Origin of the sequence: Streptomyces sp. NPDC002265 (assembly GCF_040296125.1) — a bacterium.
In the GTDB taxonomy this organism is placed as follows: Bacteria; Actinomycetota; Actinomycetes; order Streptomycetales; family Streptomycetaceae; genus Streptomyces.
This window is the reverse complement of record NZ_JBEOWS010000236.1, coordinates 1-15446: the sequence shown is the minus strand read 5'-3', so window position 1 is coordinate 15446 and position 15446 is coordinate 1. Positions and strand designations below refer to the sequence as shown.

The window sequence follows — 15446 nt, the reverse complement described above, 5'->3', positions numbered from 1 at the left end:
GTTGCGTCGACGGTGGCGTTGAAACTGGACTTGATGAAGTCCTCCCCGCCACCGACCCCGGCGTCGTGCGCGAGTGGCTGACATGGGAACGGTCGGGATGCCGCGCAGGCCCGTCGCCTCGTTCCCGGCAATGCCCGCTACCGTAACGTTCGGCCGCCGAACACTCAGCACCCCATGTCACTTCGGTGTCCTGGTCGGCGGCCAGGCCTCTGCGAACCACGAGGGTTCGCCGACCTCCTGGATTTGGGGCTGCGGTGTATGCCGCGGTTCCGGCGTCGGGAGGGTGGAGGGAGCCGCCCCGGCAGCAATGTCATCTGCCTGGCGCTGTGCCGCCTCCACGGTGTTGCGGGCACGACGCTCGGCATCGGTGGCCAGCTTCTCAGCCTCCAAGCGGAGGTGCTCCGCGCGGTGCTCGATCTCTGCCAAGCGCTTCTCGGCCTTCTGCTGACGTGCTGCCAGGTCGCGCTCGGACTGCTCGCGGCGTTTGGCCAGGTTCGTCTCGAGGTCTGCGGCAGCCTGCGCGGCCTTAGTTCGAGTTTCCTCGAGCATCGCGTCGGCCTGCGCACGCTTGACCTGCGCATCGCGGGCCGCCTCATCACGAAGGCTCTCTGCCTGTTGCGCCGCATGGCGGAGTTCCACGAGGCGCTCCTCGGCAAGGTCGGAAGCGTCTGCCATGTTCTGCCGCGCCTCCTTGACCTGCACTTCGAGTGCCTCGCGCTCAACGTCCTCCTCGACACTGGCGATCTCTCGCTCCAGTTCCGTGCAGCGGACCCGTGCGTCGTCACGGTCACGCTCGGCCTGCGCAAGTTCCGCCTCCAGGCGGCCGATCTCCTCGCGCAGCTCATCGCACTGCTCCTCGAGGTCCCGTTGCCGGCCGCGGTAGACCTCGATCGCCGCTGCCGTCTGGCCCCGCTCTTCGGCAGCATCGCGCTCGATCTCGCGTTTCTGCCGCTCCAGCCGGTTCAGCTCGTGTTTCTGGTCGGAAACACTGAGCTGCAGATCCCGGATCTGCAGCTCAGCCTGTTCCCTCTGCAAAATCGCCTCCTCCAGCTCGTCGCTTGCCATCTGCAGCCGGTAGCGGCCGGGCTGTTGAGCGAGGAGCGCCTCACGGTGCAGGCGGTAGGCGTAGCCCTGCACATCGGGGGTGAGATCGACATCGTGAGCCTTGCAGGCAGACTTCAACAGGGCGTCGATGAAGTTCTTGTCCGGGAGGCGCTTGCCGCTCAGATACCGGGACACCGAGGGCGCGCTGAAGTGGTGGTACGCCGCGAACTGCCGAAGCGTCTTCCCGGTCGGCTTGAACAGACCACGCATCGCGCATACGAAGTCGCGGACCTCGGGCTGCAGATCGTCGGGGAGGGGGCCCAGCCCGGCAACATCCTCCACGTCCTCGAACGGCGCCCCCGGACCGCCGTCGCTGCCGGCCCAGCGTTCATCTGCGTGCACATGCCCTCCTCGTGCGAGGCGTTCTCGTACGTTCCTACTGTGACCGCCAGCGCTGGGCTCCGGGGACAAAGCAGCCGGGACAAGTGTTGCCATCTGTGGAAACAGCCGCCGTTTCCGTTCCGCAACACCCCGGGTCACTTCGAAGGTGGCTGTGGATGAGCGGCGAACAGCAGCCGCTCCCCTGCTCTAGGAGTCGGAAATGAACGGTCCTCTGTTGTCGATGCGTGCGGCACTGATCCTTCTCATGGGGCTGCTTGTCGGTATCGGCGCAGGGGTACTCGCCGTCCTCGCTGGAGCGGTTCTGGCACAGGCGTTCCTCACGGGGGCCGCCGCCGCCGGCGTCGCGGTGCCGTTCTTCAACCACGTCGTCGGCTGACAGTGCTCCTGCGGCTGCCGAGCCGTTGCACTTCAGTTGCCGCAGACGGCAGCGCGCAAGCCCGGCAGACAGGGCGGTCAACCCGTCGCGCTGCCCCTGCACATCCACCGTGCCGCCGAGGCCGCCCGAAGGGCCCGATGGACGACAGAGGGGCGGGACGGCCGGGACCGGCGGTGACGGCAACGACGCTGCATGTCAGCGCGGGCGGACGGTACAGCCCACGTTCCTGCTGCCAGTCCTCCAGGCCGATCGCGATGACCACAGTCGTCACCAGCGCCGCGGCCACCCCCGCGCCCAGAGGCCGGTCGCGCGCGACCCGGCCGCAGGAATGACCTCCGAGCGGGCCATTCCTGCGATCAGGAGCGTTTGTCAGGGCTGGCCGTCGGCAGTGGGGAGGCCTACTCCGCCCAGGACGGTGAGGTCTGTGCGGTGCGGTGGGGACGACAGCAGCGCGAGGACTTCTGCGGGGCTGGGGCCGTCGGCGCGCGGCGGAGCGGCGAGGGCGGCCTGCGCACTGGCCTCGTCCTGCCAGACCTCGGTGACGTGCACCGTGTCCGGGTCTGCTGTGTCCTGGCTGATCAGGTAGATCTCGCAGCCGGGGAAGCTGTGCAGCCTGTCCGCGACCCTGAGCAGGACGGCGGCGAGTGCGCCGCCCTTGCCTGGGTGCGCGGTCATGGTCATCAGTCTGCCGATCATGTTCAGACCAGGGTGGTGATGCAGAACGGGTGGCCGGCGGGGTCCAGCAGGACCCTCCATCGGTCGGGCTGGGGCTGGGTCGGGGGCTCGACAGCACCCAGAGCCAGCAGGTGAGCCCGCGCGGACTCCAGGTCGTCGACGCCCAGTTCGATGTGGGCCTGCTTCTCCTGAGAAGGGTCCGGCCAGGTGGGGCGCCTGTAGTCGGCCAGCCGGTTGAACCCCAGTCCGGCCGAGCCCTCCTTGCCGAGCAGGATGAAGTCGTCGCTGGAGTAGGCGACGGGCAGGCCGAGGGCCTCGCCGTAGAAGCGGGCCATTTCGGCGGGGTCCGGGCAGTCGAAGGTGACGGCCGCGTAGCGGATCGCGGGTGCGGACGTGTTTTCGGTACTCATGGGGAAGACGCTATGACGGGACCAGGACAGATTCGGTCCTGGTCATGCGGGACACTTCACGATGTGATCAGCACATCCGCCCGCCTGCTGAGACTGGTCTCACTGCTGTCCGCACGCCCGTCGTGGACCTGCGGCGAACTGGCCGACCACATGGCGGTCACCGAGCGCACGGTGCGCCGCGACATCGCCAGGCTCCGGGAACTCGGCTACGCAGTCGAGTCCGATCCCGGGCCATGGGGCGGTTACCGCCTGCGCGCCGGATCCCGGGTGCCGCCGCTGCTCCTCGATGGCGAAGAGGCGCTCGCCGTGGCCGTCGGGCTGCGCGAGGCCGCGCTCAGCGGCGTTCTCGGCGGCGACCAGGCCGCGCTGTCCGCTCTGCTGAAACTGCGACAGGTTCTGCCCAGCCGGATCGCGGACCGGCTGGGCGAGATGGACGCCGCCTTTGTTCACACCACAAGGCCCGACGCGCCGCAGATCGCGCCCGGCATGCTGGTGGAACTGGCCGGCGCGTGTCGCCGGGCGGAGCGTTGCCGCCTGTCGTATGGAGACCGCATGGGAAAGGCCACTGTCCGGGATGTCGACCCGTACCGCCTGGTGCACACCGGACGCCGTTGGTACTTCGTCGCCCGCGACGTGACACGGGAGGAGTGGCGTACCTTCCGCGCCGACAGGGTGGGCCAGATACAGCCGACCGGACGCCCGGTGGAGCTCGTCGACCCACCTGACCCGGCTCTGCTTGTCTCCCGCTCCATCGCGACCGGTGCCTACCCGCTCTACGTGACGATCCGCCTCCCGCTGCCCATGGACCAGGCGCTACGGCTGATCCCGCAGACGGTCGGCACCCACCGCCCGGAAAGTCCCGACGCCACCATCGTCGACATCGGCGGCCCCGACGCGGACGGGCTCGCCAGGTACCTCCTCAGCCTGGCCACACCACTGCGGGTCCTGTCACCGGACGACGTACGGCAGGCTCTGCTGCGCCGCACCCGGGAACTGTTCGAGGACAACGTGAACGGTCAGCCCCGGTAGAGAGACATTGCACCGGGAACGAACACCGTCTGGCCGCCGAGGCAGTTACGGAGCGTCAAGGCAGATCCATGGCCCCGCGTTGGGTCAACAGCTCGGCAAGCTGGGCTTCGAGTTCGGCGGCACGCTTGTCGAGGAAGCGGTTGTTCTCGCCTGCCCCCTTCAACCGGTCTTCCAGGCTTCGGCGCTCACCGGTGAGTTGCCGGATCTGGCGCTTGAGGGTGGTGTTCTTGCGTCATCACGCGCTGGACGGCGTCCTTGGGACCCCCGCGTCGGCGAGGAGGACTGCGCCTGGAGCGCGGCCACCTTCGCGATGTCCGAAGCACCCCCGCGTCGACGGAGAGGACGTGGCGAGCTTGTCGTCGACCTTGCGGGCGAGCGGAGCACCCCCGCGTCGGCGGGGAGGACCCCTGAGACCCCGGGCGCACGGCGGTGTTCGGCGTTCACCGCACCGCGGTACCAAAGGCGCGGATGCCGCACGCCGGCTTCAACGCCCTCGCCGGCTCGGCTCCTTGCGTTGCCGCGTGCCGGTGGTCCGCCGGCGCCCGGGAACAGACTCTGCGCCGTCACCCGACCGGGCCTCCTGGACGGGGTCGATCGGGCGCCGGGTGGGCGGCGCCCGACTGGCTGGGATACCAGGACTCGAACCTGAACTGACGGAACGACTGCGCGCGTGAGATCATGGAACTGCGGTGATGCGACGTGTCACAAATGGTGGTCGCACCCGGTCTCCCTTGTGAGGGGTGACCTGCACACGCCCCCTCAATGCAACGTCGCGTCAAGCATACGTAGGGAATGGTGTACATGTCGTACCCGAAGCAGGTGTATTTCGGAGATGGCGGCGAGATCAGCGCGAATTTCCGGCCGGAGAGCACCGGACCCAATCTCGGCGAGCCCGGCAAGGACGCCATCCACTATCTTGCGACCACAGCCACCACACGAGGCGAGTTCGGACTCTACCGAGTCGAGATGAGTCCGAAGGCAGGCGGCCCCAAGACGCATTTCCATCGGTCCATCTCGGAGTCGTTCTTCATCCTCGACGGAACCGTTCGCCTTTTCAACGGCGAGGAGTGGGTCGACGCGCAGAAGGGCGACTTCTTGCACGTGCCGCAGGGTGGACTTCACGCCTACCGCAACGACTCCGACGCGCCGGCTCAAATGCTGCTGCTCTTCGCACCGGGCGCACCGCGTGAGAAGTACTTCGAGGGACTGTCGCAGCTGGCCCATGCCACGGATGAGGAGCGAGCCAGGTTCCTCGACGAACACGACTCGTACTTCGTGGAGTAGCCCGTCCCACCGGGTGCCGCCCCGGCGCGGTCCCACCTGGCGGCTCCTCGTGAGACCGCAGGGTAGCCGAGCACCGAGCGGCTCACCGGGCGGCCGGTCACCGCCGGGGCCTGGCGTTCGCGACCGCGCGGCGCGCGGCGCGCGGCGCGCGGCGACCAAGTGCCAAAAATTAGGTATGAGATGGCTTGCCCCCTTTAAGCACGTCGGCGTGATCTTCGGCCGTGGCGCTGCGATCGCGGCACGCTTCTGCCCGTCGGCGGCAAGGCTGCGGGGGTGGTCCCCTTGCCGCGAACGCCATCTTGACCATCGAAGGATGGTGCCCCGCACCTGCGACGGGCTATGCAGTAGCGCGGATCATCACGGTCAGGACCGGGGGCCCGTTACCGTCCTGGTTGCTCCCCACGCACAACGCCGACACACCCGACCGACGCCCGCCCACCGCCCGCCTTCTCTGCAGAAGCAGCACCTGCCCCATCCTCCGCCGGCCAACTGGCTCAGGCCCAGAAGGGGAGATCGGCAGGGCTCAATACCAGTGCAGCGGTGAGGAGATGCGGTGGCTTCGTCGACATCTGCTGCTGCTGCTCGAGCAGGTCGAGTCGCTTGCGCAGGCGCCCATCGAGCTCGACGGCCTTTCGGTGGAGACTCTCCGAAGACTCCTTGGGCTTCTCTCCTCTCCGTTCCTTCTCGGAGGCAGCCGCGGCATCGAGGAGCAGCCGCTCACGCTCCGAGGTCAAGCGCTTGGTCACCAGTTCCCGGGTCTTGATCAGCTCGGCCAGGCGGCGCGGCTGGACCTCGGCTAGGTATGCGGGGAGCCGGTGGGCGATGATCCAGCTGGTCGCTTCGGACTCGGCATCTGCCAGCCAGGGCAGTCCGCGCACGATGTCGGTCGCCGCACCGTCGGGCGCCGCGGCGCAGTCGAGGTAGGGCGCGGGACCGGCCGGGCGCACGGTGGCGTTGCTGTCGACGTAGGCGTAGGAGAACCGTCGGGCCACCGACTCGCCGGTACCGTCGACGATCTCTTCGACGACCCCGACGAGGAGGTGGGGCGCGCCGAGAGCGGCGGAGACGAGGATGGTGCCCCGGTTGAGGGCGCCTCCGAACTGCCGGACGGTTTCCGCCATCACGGCGTCGTGAAGGGGGTGGCCGGGGGCGAGCAGATCGGCGTGGGTGCGCTCGTCGGGCTGGATGTGGCCGAGGTCGAAGGTGACGTGGTCGTACTTGGTGGCGATGGGACCGTTGCCCGCCGACCGGACGTGCTGCGGGACGTGGACGATCTCGTAGCGGCCGGGCCCCCGCTTGACGATGCGGCCGCCGAGCCGGGTGAAGGCCTCCTTGAAGGCCGATTCGATGTCGTGCGGCTCCAGCCGCCGGGTGCGGGCATCGTCCATGGCTTCGCGCAGAACACGGAGGTCGGCATTCGAGAGGTGCTCCGAAGCGAGCGCACGTTCGTCCAGGAGATTCTTGAGGCCGTCTCCGACGGTGCTGTCGATGACCTCCCGCATCCTGCCCTTCACAGCCGGCTGCTCACCGTACTGGATCGCGTCGAGGAGGAGGTCTCGCAGTGGGGTGTCGGCGAACGCCTCGCCCAGGACGTCGAAGACCTTCCCGCCGTACGTCTGGCGCATCTGCTCCAGTTTCTCCAGCAGCCGGGTGAAGACCTCGCCCTCGCGGGTGTTGGAGGCGACGAGATTCCAGAGCCGGCAGACCTCTTCCTGACCGATGCGGTGGATGCGGCCGAAGCGCTGTTCGATCCGGTTGGGGTTCCAGGGCAGGTCGTAGTTGATCATGAGATGTGCGGCCTGCAGGTTGAGGCCCTCGCCCGCGGCGTCGGTGGCCAGCAGGATGCGAACGTCGCGGTTCCTGGTGAACTCCTCGGTGATCTGGCGGCGTTCCGCCCGGCGTACGCCGCCGTGAATGGCCTTGACGGCGTCGGCCGTCCCGAGCAGCGAGCTGATCTTGGCCTGCAAGTAGCTCAGGGTGTCGCGGTGTTCGGTGAAGATGATCAGTTTGCGCGGGTATCCCTCGGCGTCCGTCACCAGCGCGTGGTCCCTCAAGAGGGCGGACAGCTCGGTCCACTTGCGGTCCGTGCCTGTCTCACGGACCCGCTGCGCCGTGCGCACCAACTGTCTCAGTTCGACAAGCTCGGCATCGAGCTCGTCGACCGTTTGTGCCGCCGTCGCGGCGTCGAGGAGTTCCTCCTCGATCTCCTCGATCGCCTGGGCGTCGAAGTCGTCGTGGTCGAAGGAGGCAAGGTCCACGGCTGGCAGGTTCTCGCGCCAGGTGCCGTCGAGGATCTCCTGTTTCCTGCGTTCCAGGCGCTCGGTCCGCCGCAGGAGACTCTTGTAGATCGCCTCGGGGCTGGAGGCCAGTCGGCGCTGCAGCACGGTGAGTGCGAAGCCCACGGTGTTCTTGCGTGTGCCTCCGATACGGTCGGCGCGGTTCATCCCCTCTCGGACATAGTGGGTGACATCCTCGTACAGGTCGTACTCGAGTGCCGTGAGCTCGTAGGGGACGGTCTCCGCCAGTCGCTCGGGAAAGAGCTTCCTGCCGTCGAAGGTGAGCAGGTCCTCCTTGATCATGCGTCGCATGATCCCGCCGACATCGGTGCTCTGCTTCTGACGGCCCTCGAATCGATCACGGTCCAGCAGGGTGAGGAAGAGCTGGAAGTCCTCCTCCTTCCCCGAGTGCGGGGTCGCGGTCATCAGGAGCAGGTGACGCGTGATCTCCCCGAGCATCTCACCGAGTTGGAATCGCTTGGTCTTCTCCGCCTTGCCGCCGAAGTAGTGACCCCCCATGCGGTGCGCCTCGTCCACGACGATCAGGTCCCAGTCCGTCTCCCGCAGCTGCGTCTTCAGGTGCTCGTTGCGGGAGAGCTGGTCCATGCGGGCGATGAGGAGCGGGTGGGCCTCGAAGACATTGAGATGGAGCTGGGTGTCGGCGAGCTGGCTCGTCAACAGGTCGAAACGGAGGCCGAACTTGAAGAAGAGCTCGTCCTGCCACTGTTCGACCAGGCCTCCCGGAGCCACGACGAGGCACCGGCTGACGTCGTCGCGCAACAGCAGCTCCTTGATGTAGAGCCCTGCCATGATCGTCTTTCCCGCGCCCGGGTCGTCGGCGAGCAGGAAGCGCAGCGGGGTTCGGGGCAGGAGCTCGCCGTACACGGCGCGGATCTGGTGCGGGAGCGGCTGGACGTCGCTGGTCGCCACGGCCAGCATCGGGTCGAACAGGCCGGCCAGCGAGATCCGCTGAGCCTCGGCGGCCAACGTGAAGTCGCGCACGCCTGCGTCGAAGGCGCGACTGCCGCTGCGCGCGATGTCGAGCCTGCCCTCGTCCCTCCGGAAGACGATCTGCTGATCGAGAGCGCCCCCCGCGGTCTTGAAGGTCAACTCGACCGCGTTCCCGCCGTGCGGCTGGGCGGCGATGAGCGTGACAACCTCCGCCGGTATCAGTCCCTCGATCCGCAGACCCGGCTTGAGCTCCTCCAGCAACACGTGCACAACCTCCGCTTGGCAGCTGCCGGACGTTACTCGGGCGTTCCGGCGATGTCGTGATCCAGTCGACTTGATCGACTCGGGTCGCTAATCTTCTCAGGGGTATTGCGAGTCGGCGGGGGCAATGGAGCGAGAAGCACGTCATCACCTGCGTGATGAGCTGGACACAGTCAGCGGTTGGCACAAGCTCGCTGCGGGCATCGCCGAGCGGCGTGAGCCCGTCGAGGCAGCGGCGGAGGACGCCGCCAGGCAGCTCCTCGACCGTGTGGTCTCGCTCGGAACCAAGACCACCACCTCATGGCGCGCCCTGCAGGTCTCGCCCTCCGATGCCGGACTGATGACCGCCCTGGCCCGCCGCCAAGCCCTTCCCGTGATCGCAGTCGACACCCAGCAGAGCATCCGCCGGCTGACCGACGACGCCGGACAGGCACTGACGGCCGTGCGCGCCCTGTTCGGCGCCCGCCGCATCTTCGCGGGCAAGAACCGCAAGAAGGAAGCCGAGCAGGCTGCCACCTCCCTCCTGGCCCTCCAGGAGGAGATCAAGAGCACCCGGCTCATACCCCAGCTGGAAAGCCTGGCGGCCCACGACAGCAAGGCCGTCCCGGCGGCAAGGCCCTCGGACGTCCTCGACGAACGGGTCGGCTTCCGTCACCACCTCGGCACCCGCCCCGAACTCGTCGCACGGCATGAACTGGATGCCGCCAGGAACGCGATCACCTCGATCGACCGGGCCCTGCACCGCGAAAGCGAGTTCAAGAAGGCCGTCACCACCGCAGGCAACGCCGTCCGGCAGGCCGAGGTGCGCAAGCTGGTCGCAGAGATCCCCGTCGAACGGCTCAAGGAGGCGACCAGCGGCCAACTACGCATCACAGCGCTGATCGACGCCGGAATCAGGACCGTAGGGCAGGTCCTCGACCAGCAGTCACGGATCCGGTCTCTCCCGGGAGTCGGGGACACGACGGGCAACCGGATGGTCGGCGCCGCGCAGACCATCTGGCAGACCACGATGGACGAGATGCCGATCCGCATCGACATCAAGAACCGCTCGCAGGCCACCACGAAGCTCCTCACGGCGATGCGGGCCTGGGACGCGGCGCGCTCGATCCGCAGCGCGACGGCAGACCTCGCCGCCGCCGACGCGGTACGACCGCTCCTCCATAACCTTCAGGCCCAGACCTCCCACGTGGTGCTCATCCCCCAATCTCGCCCCGTCGCCGAACTGCGTACCGCACTGGCCGCCGTCGAAAGACGCGGGGCAGCGCTCGGCCACGGGAACGCCGCCGCGGGTGGCGACCCCTGGGAGGACTTCCTCGCCCGGCCGGCCGACTACTACGCGATGCTCGCGGAACTCGGATTCCTCGCCGACGACGCCGAGAAGAGCCAAGGCGACCTGTCGGCCGACATCGTCGAGGCGGTCCGCGAACTCACCCTCGACACCACGCATCTCAAGGCGTCTCTGCGCGGATACCAGTCCTTCGGCGCCCGCTTCGCGATCGTGCAGCGGAAGGTCGTCATCGGCGACGAGATGGGCCTGGGCAAGACGGTCGAATCCCTCGCGGTCCTCGCCCACCTGCGCGCCAAGGGATCCTCCCACTTCCTGGTCGTGTGCCCGGCCGCGGTCGTAACCAACTGGGTGCGCGAAGTCCAGGCCAAGTCCTCCCTGCGGGCATACCGCCTCCACGGACCTTCACGCGACGACGCGCTGAGGTCCTGGATCCGCGGCGGCGGAGTCGCGGTCACCACATACGACATCCTCGGATGGCTGGACAGCCGGATCCCCGAACGCGCCGAACCGGCATGCCTGGTGTTCGACGAAGCGCACTACATCAAAAATCCCCTCGCCAAGCGCACCCAGCGCTCCACGGCCCTGATCCGGCGCTCCGAACGAGCAGTGCTGCTCACCGGCACCCCGCTGGAGAACCGAATCGAGGAATTCCGCAATCTCATCGGCTACCTCCGGCCGGACCTTCCGGTCGACGCCTCGGAGCTTTCCCCTCGTCAGTTCCGCAAGCAAGTAGCCCCGGCGTACTTGCGTCGCAACCAAGAAGACGTCCTCACTGAGCTCCCGGAACGGCTGGACATCGACGAGTGGCTGCCGATGTCCCGCGCCGATGAGCAGCACTACCGAGCGGCCGTCCTCGACAGCAACTTCATGGCCATGCGCCAGGCAGCCCTTCGCGCCGGAGCCGAGTCCGAGAAGATGCAGCGCCTCACCGACATCGTCGCGGAGGCGGAGGAGAACCAACGCAAGGTGCTGGTCTTCTCATACTTCCGCGACGTCCTCGACGCAGTGGCGTCGCATCTGCCGGGCAAGGTGTTCGGACCCCTGACCGGCTCCGTACCCGCCGCGACGCGACAGAGCATGGTCGACGACTTCTCCCGAGCCCCGCACGGGGCCGTCCTCGTCGCGCAGATCGTGGCAGGCGGCGTCGGCCTGAACATTCAGTCCGCGTCCGTCGTCGTGATCTGTGAGCCCCAGCTCAAGCCCACGACCGAGTGGCAGGCCATCGGCCGCGCCCACAGGATGGGACAGCTGGAGTCGGTACAGGTACACCGACTGCTCTCCGAAGAGGGCGTCGACCAGCGCATCATCGAGATCCTCGCACGCAAGAACCAACTCTTCGCGGAGGTCGCCCGCGTCTCCGCAACCGCCGACAGCGCCCCGGAAGCGTTCGACATCACCGACGCCGAGCTGACACGGGAGATCGTCGCCGCGGAACGCGAGCGTCTCCTCATGAATGGCTGACAGAGGCGGGGCCGGGTGCAGCCGGCCTGCCCACGCGCCCTCAGCTCTCCCACCCCGCAGGTGGTGGTCAGGGCGAGTTGGGCGACAGCGAGCCCCTTCCCCCCTGGCTGTGACGGTCGAGCAGTCGCGGTGACGGGACGACGAAGCCCCCAGCAGGCGGGTTGTCGACCAAGAGCAACCTTCTCCACCAGGAACTTCGCATCGAGCAGGATCGATTCTGCCTGACTTGTGATTGCGTTAGCAGGACGCCTGATATACGCAGGATGTCGCACTTGAAGTAGCCGATCGACGGCGCAGGCCGCACCCCAGCTCATCCCTTGTCGCGGCCCTTATCGTGATTCTTGAGGTTCCGGCCTGCGCCGCTGGGTGACTTCAGGTACGCGTTCTCCGCCTCTGCATCCTGCCACTTGGCGTACAGGTACGTGCACGCCACGATGGAGGCTCCGAAGGCGGTAATGGTCACGCCCTGAGCTACCAACAGACGCTTGGTAAGCTTGCCTCTGGCTGGCCCGGCCTCGCTCTTGCAGATGCCGACGTGACCCGTCTCCCGTCAGTGCCTCTGCAAATCGTCGAGATCGTCAGCTTGGAACGGGCACGCTGTGCACACGCATACGGTCATCAGTTGATCCTCCCCCACAACAACTAGGTCGCCACAAGTTGCGGGCACCCACGCACCACTTGACCATCCACCAGCCTAGGGCGACCCGAAGGCAACCCCATCAACCCGGCTGCGGCGCCGTCGGGTTCGCGAAGAACCTCGACGGCTGGAGCCACCGCGGCCCGGCTGGAGCTGCGCGATGGGCTACGACCAGGCCCAGCCCGTCGGTTACGCCCACGGCGCCCTCTCCCGCGCGGCGTCTCATGGTGGGGCGGTAGTGTCGGCCGACGTGGTCGATGGAACTGGCACTCCCACCTTCGCCCTCAGCAAGCTGCTGGTCCGCGTCTCGCGGCGGAAAGCCGGCACGGCTCGGCGGCTGCACGACGCTCTCCTCGCCGACCGGGCCAAGGAACGTGCCACTCTGATCGTCGACCAGGATCACGCCAAGGTTCACGCACTGTACGAGTCGTGGGGCTGGCGCATTCTGGGCGGCCTACGCCCCCGAATCCCCAGCGCGTCCACGCCTGCCCCCCCGGCAGACGAACGCCCCGTCCCCGGTATCGGAGCCGAGCACAGCGCCATCCGCCCGCCTCACAGCCCCGCCCGGCCGCACCACCAGCAGCAGCCGAGGCCGCACGGGCCGGCGCCAGGTCGTTCGCTGTTCCCACACCGTCTCCGTCCGCCGACTACCGGGCGCCCCCTGCTGAGAGCGGCCCGCACCCCAGGAAAAGGCGACGGCACGCCAAAACGCTGCACCACCAGTCGAGGTGACACAGAACGGTCCGAGCCGATCATCCGACGTCACACACCCGACCCGTCGGACTCCGCCCTTGCTTCTCAACAGCCCCTTCACCACATCGGGTCACATCCGCCGCAGCGGTACAACACACAGCCCGGCGTCACCGTGGCCGGTCAAGCTCCGGCGCCCGCATCGGCGGCCTGACCCACCACCACCCCGCCCCGTCATCTTCTTCGCGGTCCTGCAAGAGAGCCGCTGGCCTGCGGGCCCGGCATGGCTGGTCCCTCTGTCGAGCTGATGATGTGGGGGATGGTGCCGCCGGGCCCGACAATGCGTCAACGCACTGTCCGCCATGCGCCGCGACGGCACCATCTGCAAACCCCGCCCCCCACGCCTCGCCCTACGAAAGACGTGGAGGCACCCTCCGCAGGAAATACTTGGAATCCCGGGGTTGTGAAGTATCGCAACAGCCCCTACCTTTGACTTGCGAACCCGGCATGAAGAGTATTGGCGGGGAGACCGGAAGGGCGGACATGCTCACCATCGCGCTCGGCAACTACCGGACGTTCCTGGAAGACGAGTACGGGAATTGCACTGCGGGCTGGCGCCCGGGACTGACCGACGAGGAGGTCTACGCAGCGGGACGAGGCCGCTGGCGGCTCGGCACCCGCGCCGACCGCGAGCGCTACGCGCTGTTCACCGCCAAAGGCATCGTCGTCCTGGCTGTGGAGATCGACAACATCACTGCCGCCGGCCTCGACGGCCGGCGCACCGTCAACGGCACCATCCTCAAGTCCGGTGACCCGGTGTATGACGCGTACGTGGGGGGCGACGCGCCGGTGGGCAAGAGCCAGAACCCGGTCCAGTACGTCGACTCCCCGTTCGACAGGACTCTGTGCGCCTGCGGATGCGGCAGCCAGACCCCCTCGGGCCGCAACTTCATCGCCGGACACGACCAGCGGGCGATTCACGACCGCATCGCCAAGGTGGGCGGCGTCGTGCCGTTCCTCGAATGGTTCGACAAGACCTGGCCGCGGCCGGCTGACGCAACCTGCCCCGGCAGCAGCATCCGCGGGTAGCCAAGCGGGCTGCGGCCCTTCCGACAGTGCCCAGCGCAGAAAGGATCCCCTCTCATGGCCACCACGAGATCTCCCCTGACCGCACCCGCCGCCGGTCGGCCGACGCCGGACAGCGCCCTGGTGATCTACCGCTCCAAGGACAAACGAGGCACCGGATCGGACGGCCACCCCTACGGTGAGACCGGCCGGAGCGACGCCGTCCAGCGGGAGGCAGACAGCCGGTACTGGAGCGTGTCCAAGGACCGGCGGCCGACCTTGCGCCTGCTCGTCGTGGTGGCCGGTGGAGTGGTCTGCCGCATTTGGCCCGTCGACGCCGGCGGAGAATGGGCCGAGGAACCGGGAGGAACAGGGAAAGTCGCGCTGCCTCTCGCAGACCACCCGCTCCACCCGGACGAAGTGCAGGCCCTCTACCCGCACCTCGGCATCACCGTCGGAGACGAACTCCCCTCACGTCGAGGCCCCATCCGGCACTACATGCCTGTCGACGGAACAGCGGCTTGAGTCCACGACGAGCTAACGAGCAACTCACCAGAGGCCAGCCCCAACGGCCCGGACCGCCGACGGCAGGGCCGTCAGGATCTGGGCCAGCGGGCCCAGAACGCCTCCTTGAGGACATCGGCCTCGCACTCCTCGCCGGTGTCCGGGTCGGTGACGAGGAACCGGCCGCTGAGCGGGTCGGTCTGCACATGTGTGGTCTGCCATCCGCGCGCGGCAAGTCCCGCTGTGAGGAAGGCGACGATCTCATCCGTCGGAGGCCGGGTTCTCGGTGGCGACGTCGAGGTCGCGGCTGAGGCGTCCGACCAGGCCGTGGGCCTGTACGGCGTATCCCCCGGTGAGGACCAGTGGATTAGGGGGAGCCGATGTCGAGGATGTCGGCGAGGAGACGCGCGTGGGGCGCGGTGAGCTTCACGCGGCGGTCGTGCCGGTCGCAGTGGTGCGGGGCAGTTCGTGGAAGGCGTCCTCCCAGACCTCACGGATGCAGGAGCTGGCCAGGCGGCGCAGAACGGGCCACTGCTCGGCCAGCAGCCGGTGGTGCAGGAAGGCGGCCAGGTCTTCGCGCAGGCCCTCGGCCAGGACCGTCCGGTAGAGCGTCATGCGGGACTTCGGACGGTCCAGGCTGTAGCTCGTCCGCCCGGACCAGACGATGTGCAGCGGCAGGTCGACAGTGCCCCGGGTGGGTCCGTCCAGCTCCTGCAGGCGCTCGGGCAGCCGACTGCGGTAACGGTCCCGCAGCACCTCGGCGCGGGGGTCGGGAGTGGCCGCATCCATGTTTCCAGTATCGCGGGCGGGAGGCAGAGGCAGGGCGCATACAGGGTCCTCCTGCCCTACGTACAGGTCGAACGCCGCCCTCCAGCCGGACGACGTCACTCCAGACACAGATCGACAACCACAAGGCTGCCGCTCAGGGACACCGGTCCTGGGCGGCAGAGCCTTGCTTGAAAGTGTCAGGGCGCTTGGTCAGCGTCATGCGCTGAGACCAGGACCGTCGCCAGGTGCAGGGTTGTCCGGCAGGCCAGAGCGAGTTCTGCTCATGTGCCCGTGCCCCCCTCCCCCTGCTGCCCTCTGCCCGCTT

Annotated in this window: 10 protein-coding genes and 2 pseudogenes; 6 read left to right on the top strand and 6 right to left on the bottom strand. The window is 68.0% G+C overall.

The features are described 5' to 3' along the window. Positions 1-294 precede the first annotated feature (294 nt). Positions 295-612, bottom strand: a pseudogene (locus tag ABT085_RS31825) (cellulose-binding protein); the annotation flags it as partial. 1033 nt (positions 613-1645) lie between these two features. Between ABT085_RS31825 and ABT085_RS31820 the strand changes: the two are divergent. Further along, the gene (locus ABT085_RS31820; protein ID WP_351615670.1) at positions 1646-1822 is read left to right on the top strand and encodes a hypothetical protein; all 177 of its coding nucleotides are present in this window, start codon (positions 1646-1648) and stop codon (positions 1820-1822) included. 369 nt (positions 1823-2191) lie between these two features. On the opposite strand, the gene ABT085_RS31815 is transcribed toward ABT085_RS31820, so the two are convergent. Together ABT085_RS31815 and ABT085_RS31810 are read right to left on the bottom strand one after the other, a co-directional pair. Next, positions 2192-2518 (bottom strand): putative quinol monooxygenase, encoded by a 327-nt coding sequence (locus ABT085_RS31815; RefSeq protein ID WP_351615667.1) that lies wholly within the window; start codon positions 2516-2518, stop codon positions 2192-2194. A gap of 2 nt (positions 2519-2520) precedes the next feature. Further along, a complete protein-coding gene (locus tag ABT085_RS31810; RefSeq protein ID WP_351615664.1) occupies positions 2521-2907 on the bottom strand; it encodes a VOC family protein in 387 nt (128 codons plus the stop codon). Between the two features lie 63 nt (positions 2908-2970). Here ABT085_RS31810 and ABT085_RS31805 point away from each other — a divergent pair, with 63 nt between their 5' ends. Both ABT085_RS31805 and ABT085_RS31800 read left to right on the top strand, forming a co-directional pair. After that, positions 2971-3936, top strand: a complete 966-nt coding sequence (locus ABT085_RS31805) for a helix-turn-helix transcriptional regulator (protein WP_351615661.1) — start codon at positions 2971-2973, stop codon at positions 3934-3936. Between the two features lie 801 nt (positions 3937-4737). Further along, on the top strand, positions 4738-5220 hold the full coding sequence (locus tag ABT085_RS31800; RefSeq protein ID WP_189189230.1) for a cupin domain-containing protein: 483 nt from the start codon (positions 4738-4740) through the stop codon (positions 5218-5220). Positions 5221-5714: 494 nt separating this feature from the next. On the opposite strand, the gene ABT085_RS31795 is transcribed toward ABT085_RS31800, so the two are convergent. Beyond that, positions 5715-8711, bottom strand: a complete 2997-nt coding sequence (locus ABT085_RS31795; protein WP_351615658.1) for a DEAD/DEAH box helicase — start codon at positions 8709-8711, stop codon at positions 5715-5717. A 124-nt stretch (positions 8712-8835) separates the two neighbouring features. Between ABT085_RS31795 and ABT085_RS31790 the strand changes: the two genes are divergently transcribed. From ABT085_RS31790 to ABT085_RS31780, 3 genes are all read left to right on the top strand, one after another. Continuing rightward, the gene (locus ABT085_RS31790) at positions 8836-11457 is read left to right on the top strand and encodes a DEAD/DEAH box helicase (protein ID WP_351615655.1); all 2622 of its coding nucleotides are present in this window, start codon (positions 8836-8838) and stop codon (positions 11455-11457) included. A 1870-nt stretch (positions 11458-13327) separates the two neighbouring features. Next, entirely contained in the window at positions 13328-13873 is a 546-nt protein-coding gene (locus tag ABT085_RS31785) for a hypothetical protein (protein ID WP_351615652.1), read from the top strand. Positions 13874-13927: 54 nt separating this feature from the next. Further along, on the top strand, positions 13928-14374 hold the full coding sequence (locus tag ABT085_RS31780; protein ID WP_351615650.1) for a hypothetical protein: 447 nt from the start codon (positions 13928-13930) through the stop codon (positions 14372-14374). An 89-nt stretch (positions 14375-14463) separates the two neighbouring features. On the opposite strand, the pseudogene ABT085_RS31775 reads toward ABT085_RS31780, so the two are convergent. Both ABT085_RS31775 and ABT085_RS31770 read right to left on the bottom strand, forming a co-directional pair. Next, positions 14464-14783 (bottom strand): annotated as a pseudogene (locus ABT085_RS31775) (nucleotidyl transferase AbiEii/AbiGii toxin family protein); the annotation flags it as partial. Continuing rightward, positions 14780-15142, bottom strand: coding sequence for a hypothetical protein (locus ABT085_RS31770; RefSeq protein WP_351615647.1), 363 nt, complete (start codon positions 15140-15142; stop codon positions 14780-14782). The pseudogene ABT085_RS31775 and the gene ABT085_RS31770, both read right to left, overlap by 4 nt. Positions 15143-15446 lie beyond the last annotated feature (304 nt).

What these genes read in the sequence shown, in the direction of transcription:
- ABT085_RS31810 (WP_351615664.1), bottom strand. Translation starts at nt 2,907, where the DNA reads ATGAGTACCGAAAACACGTCCGCACCCGCGATCCGCTACGCGGCCGTC.
- ABT085_RS31790 (WP_351615655.1), top strand. Translation starts at nt 8,836, where the DNA reads ATGGAGCGAGAAGCACGTCATCACCTGCGTGATGAGCTGGACACAGTC.
- ABT085_RS31820 (WP_351615670.1), top strand. Translation starts at nt 1,646, where the DNA reads ATGAACGGTCCTCTGTTGTCGATGCGTGCGGCACTGATCCTTCTCATG.
- ABT085_RS31800 (WP_189189230.1), top strand. Translation starts at nt 4,738, where the DNA reads ATGTCGTACCCGAAGCAGGTGTATTTCGGAGATGGCGGCGAGATCAGC.
- ABT085_RS31785 (WP_351615652.1), top strand. Translation starts at nt 13,328, where the DNA reads ATGCTCACCATCGCGCTCGGCAACTACCGGACGTTCCTGGAAGACGAG.
- ABT085_RS31770 (WP_351615647.1), bottom strand. Translation starts at nt 15,142, where the DNA reads ATGGATGCGGCCACTCCCGACCCCCGCGCCGAGGTGCTGCGGGACCGT.
- ABT085_RS31815 (WP_351615667.1), bottom strand. Translation starts at nt 2,518, where the DNA reads ATGATCGGCAGACTGATGACCATGACCGCGCACCCAGGCAAGGGCGGC.
- ABT085_RS31780 (WP_351615650.1), top strand. Translation starts at nt 13,928, where the DNA reads ATGGCCACCACGAGATCTCCCCTGACCGCACCCGCCGCCGGTCGGCCG.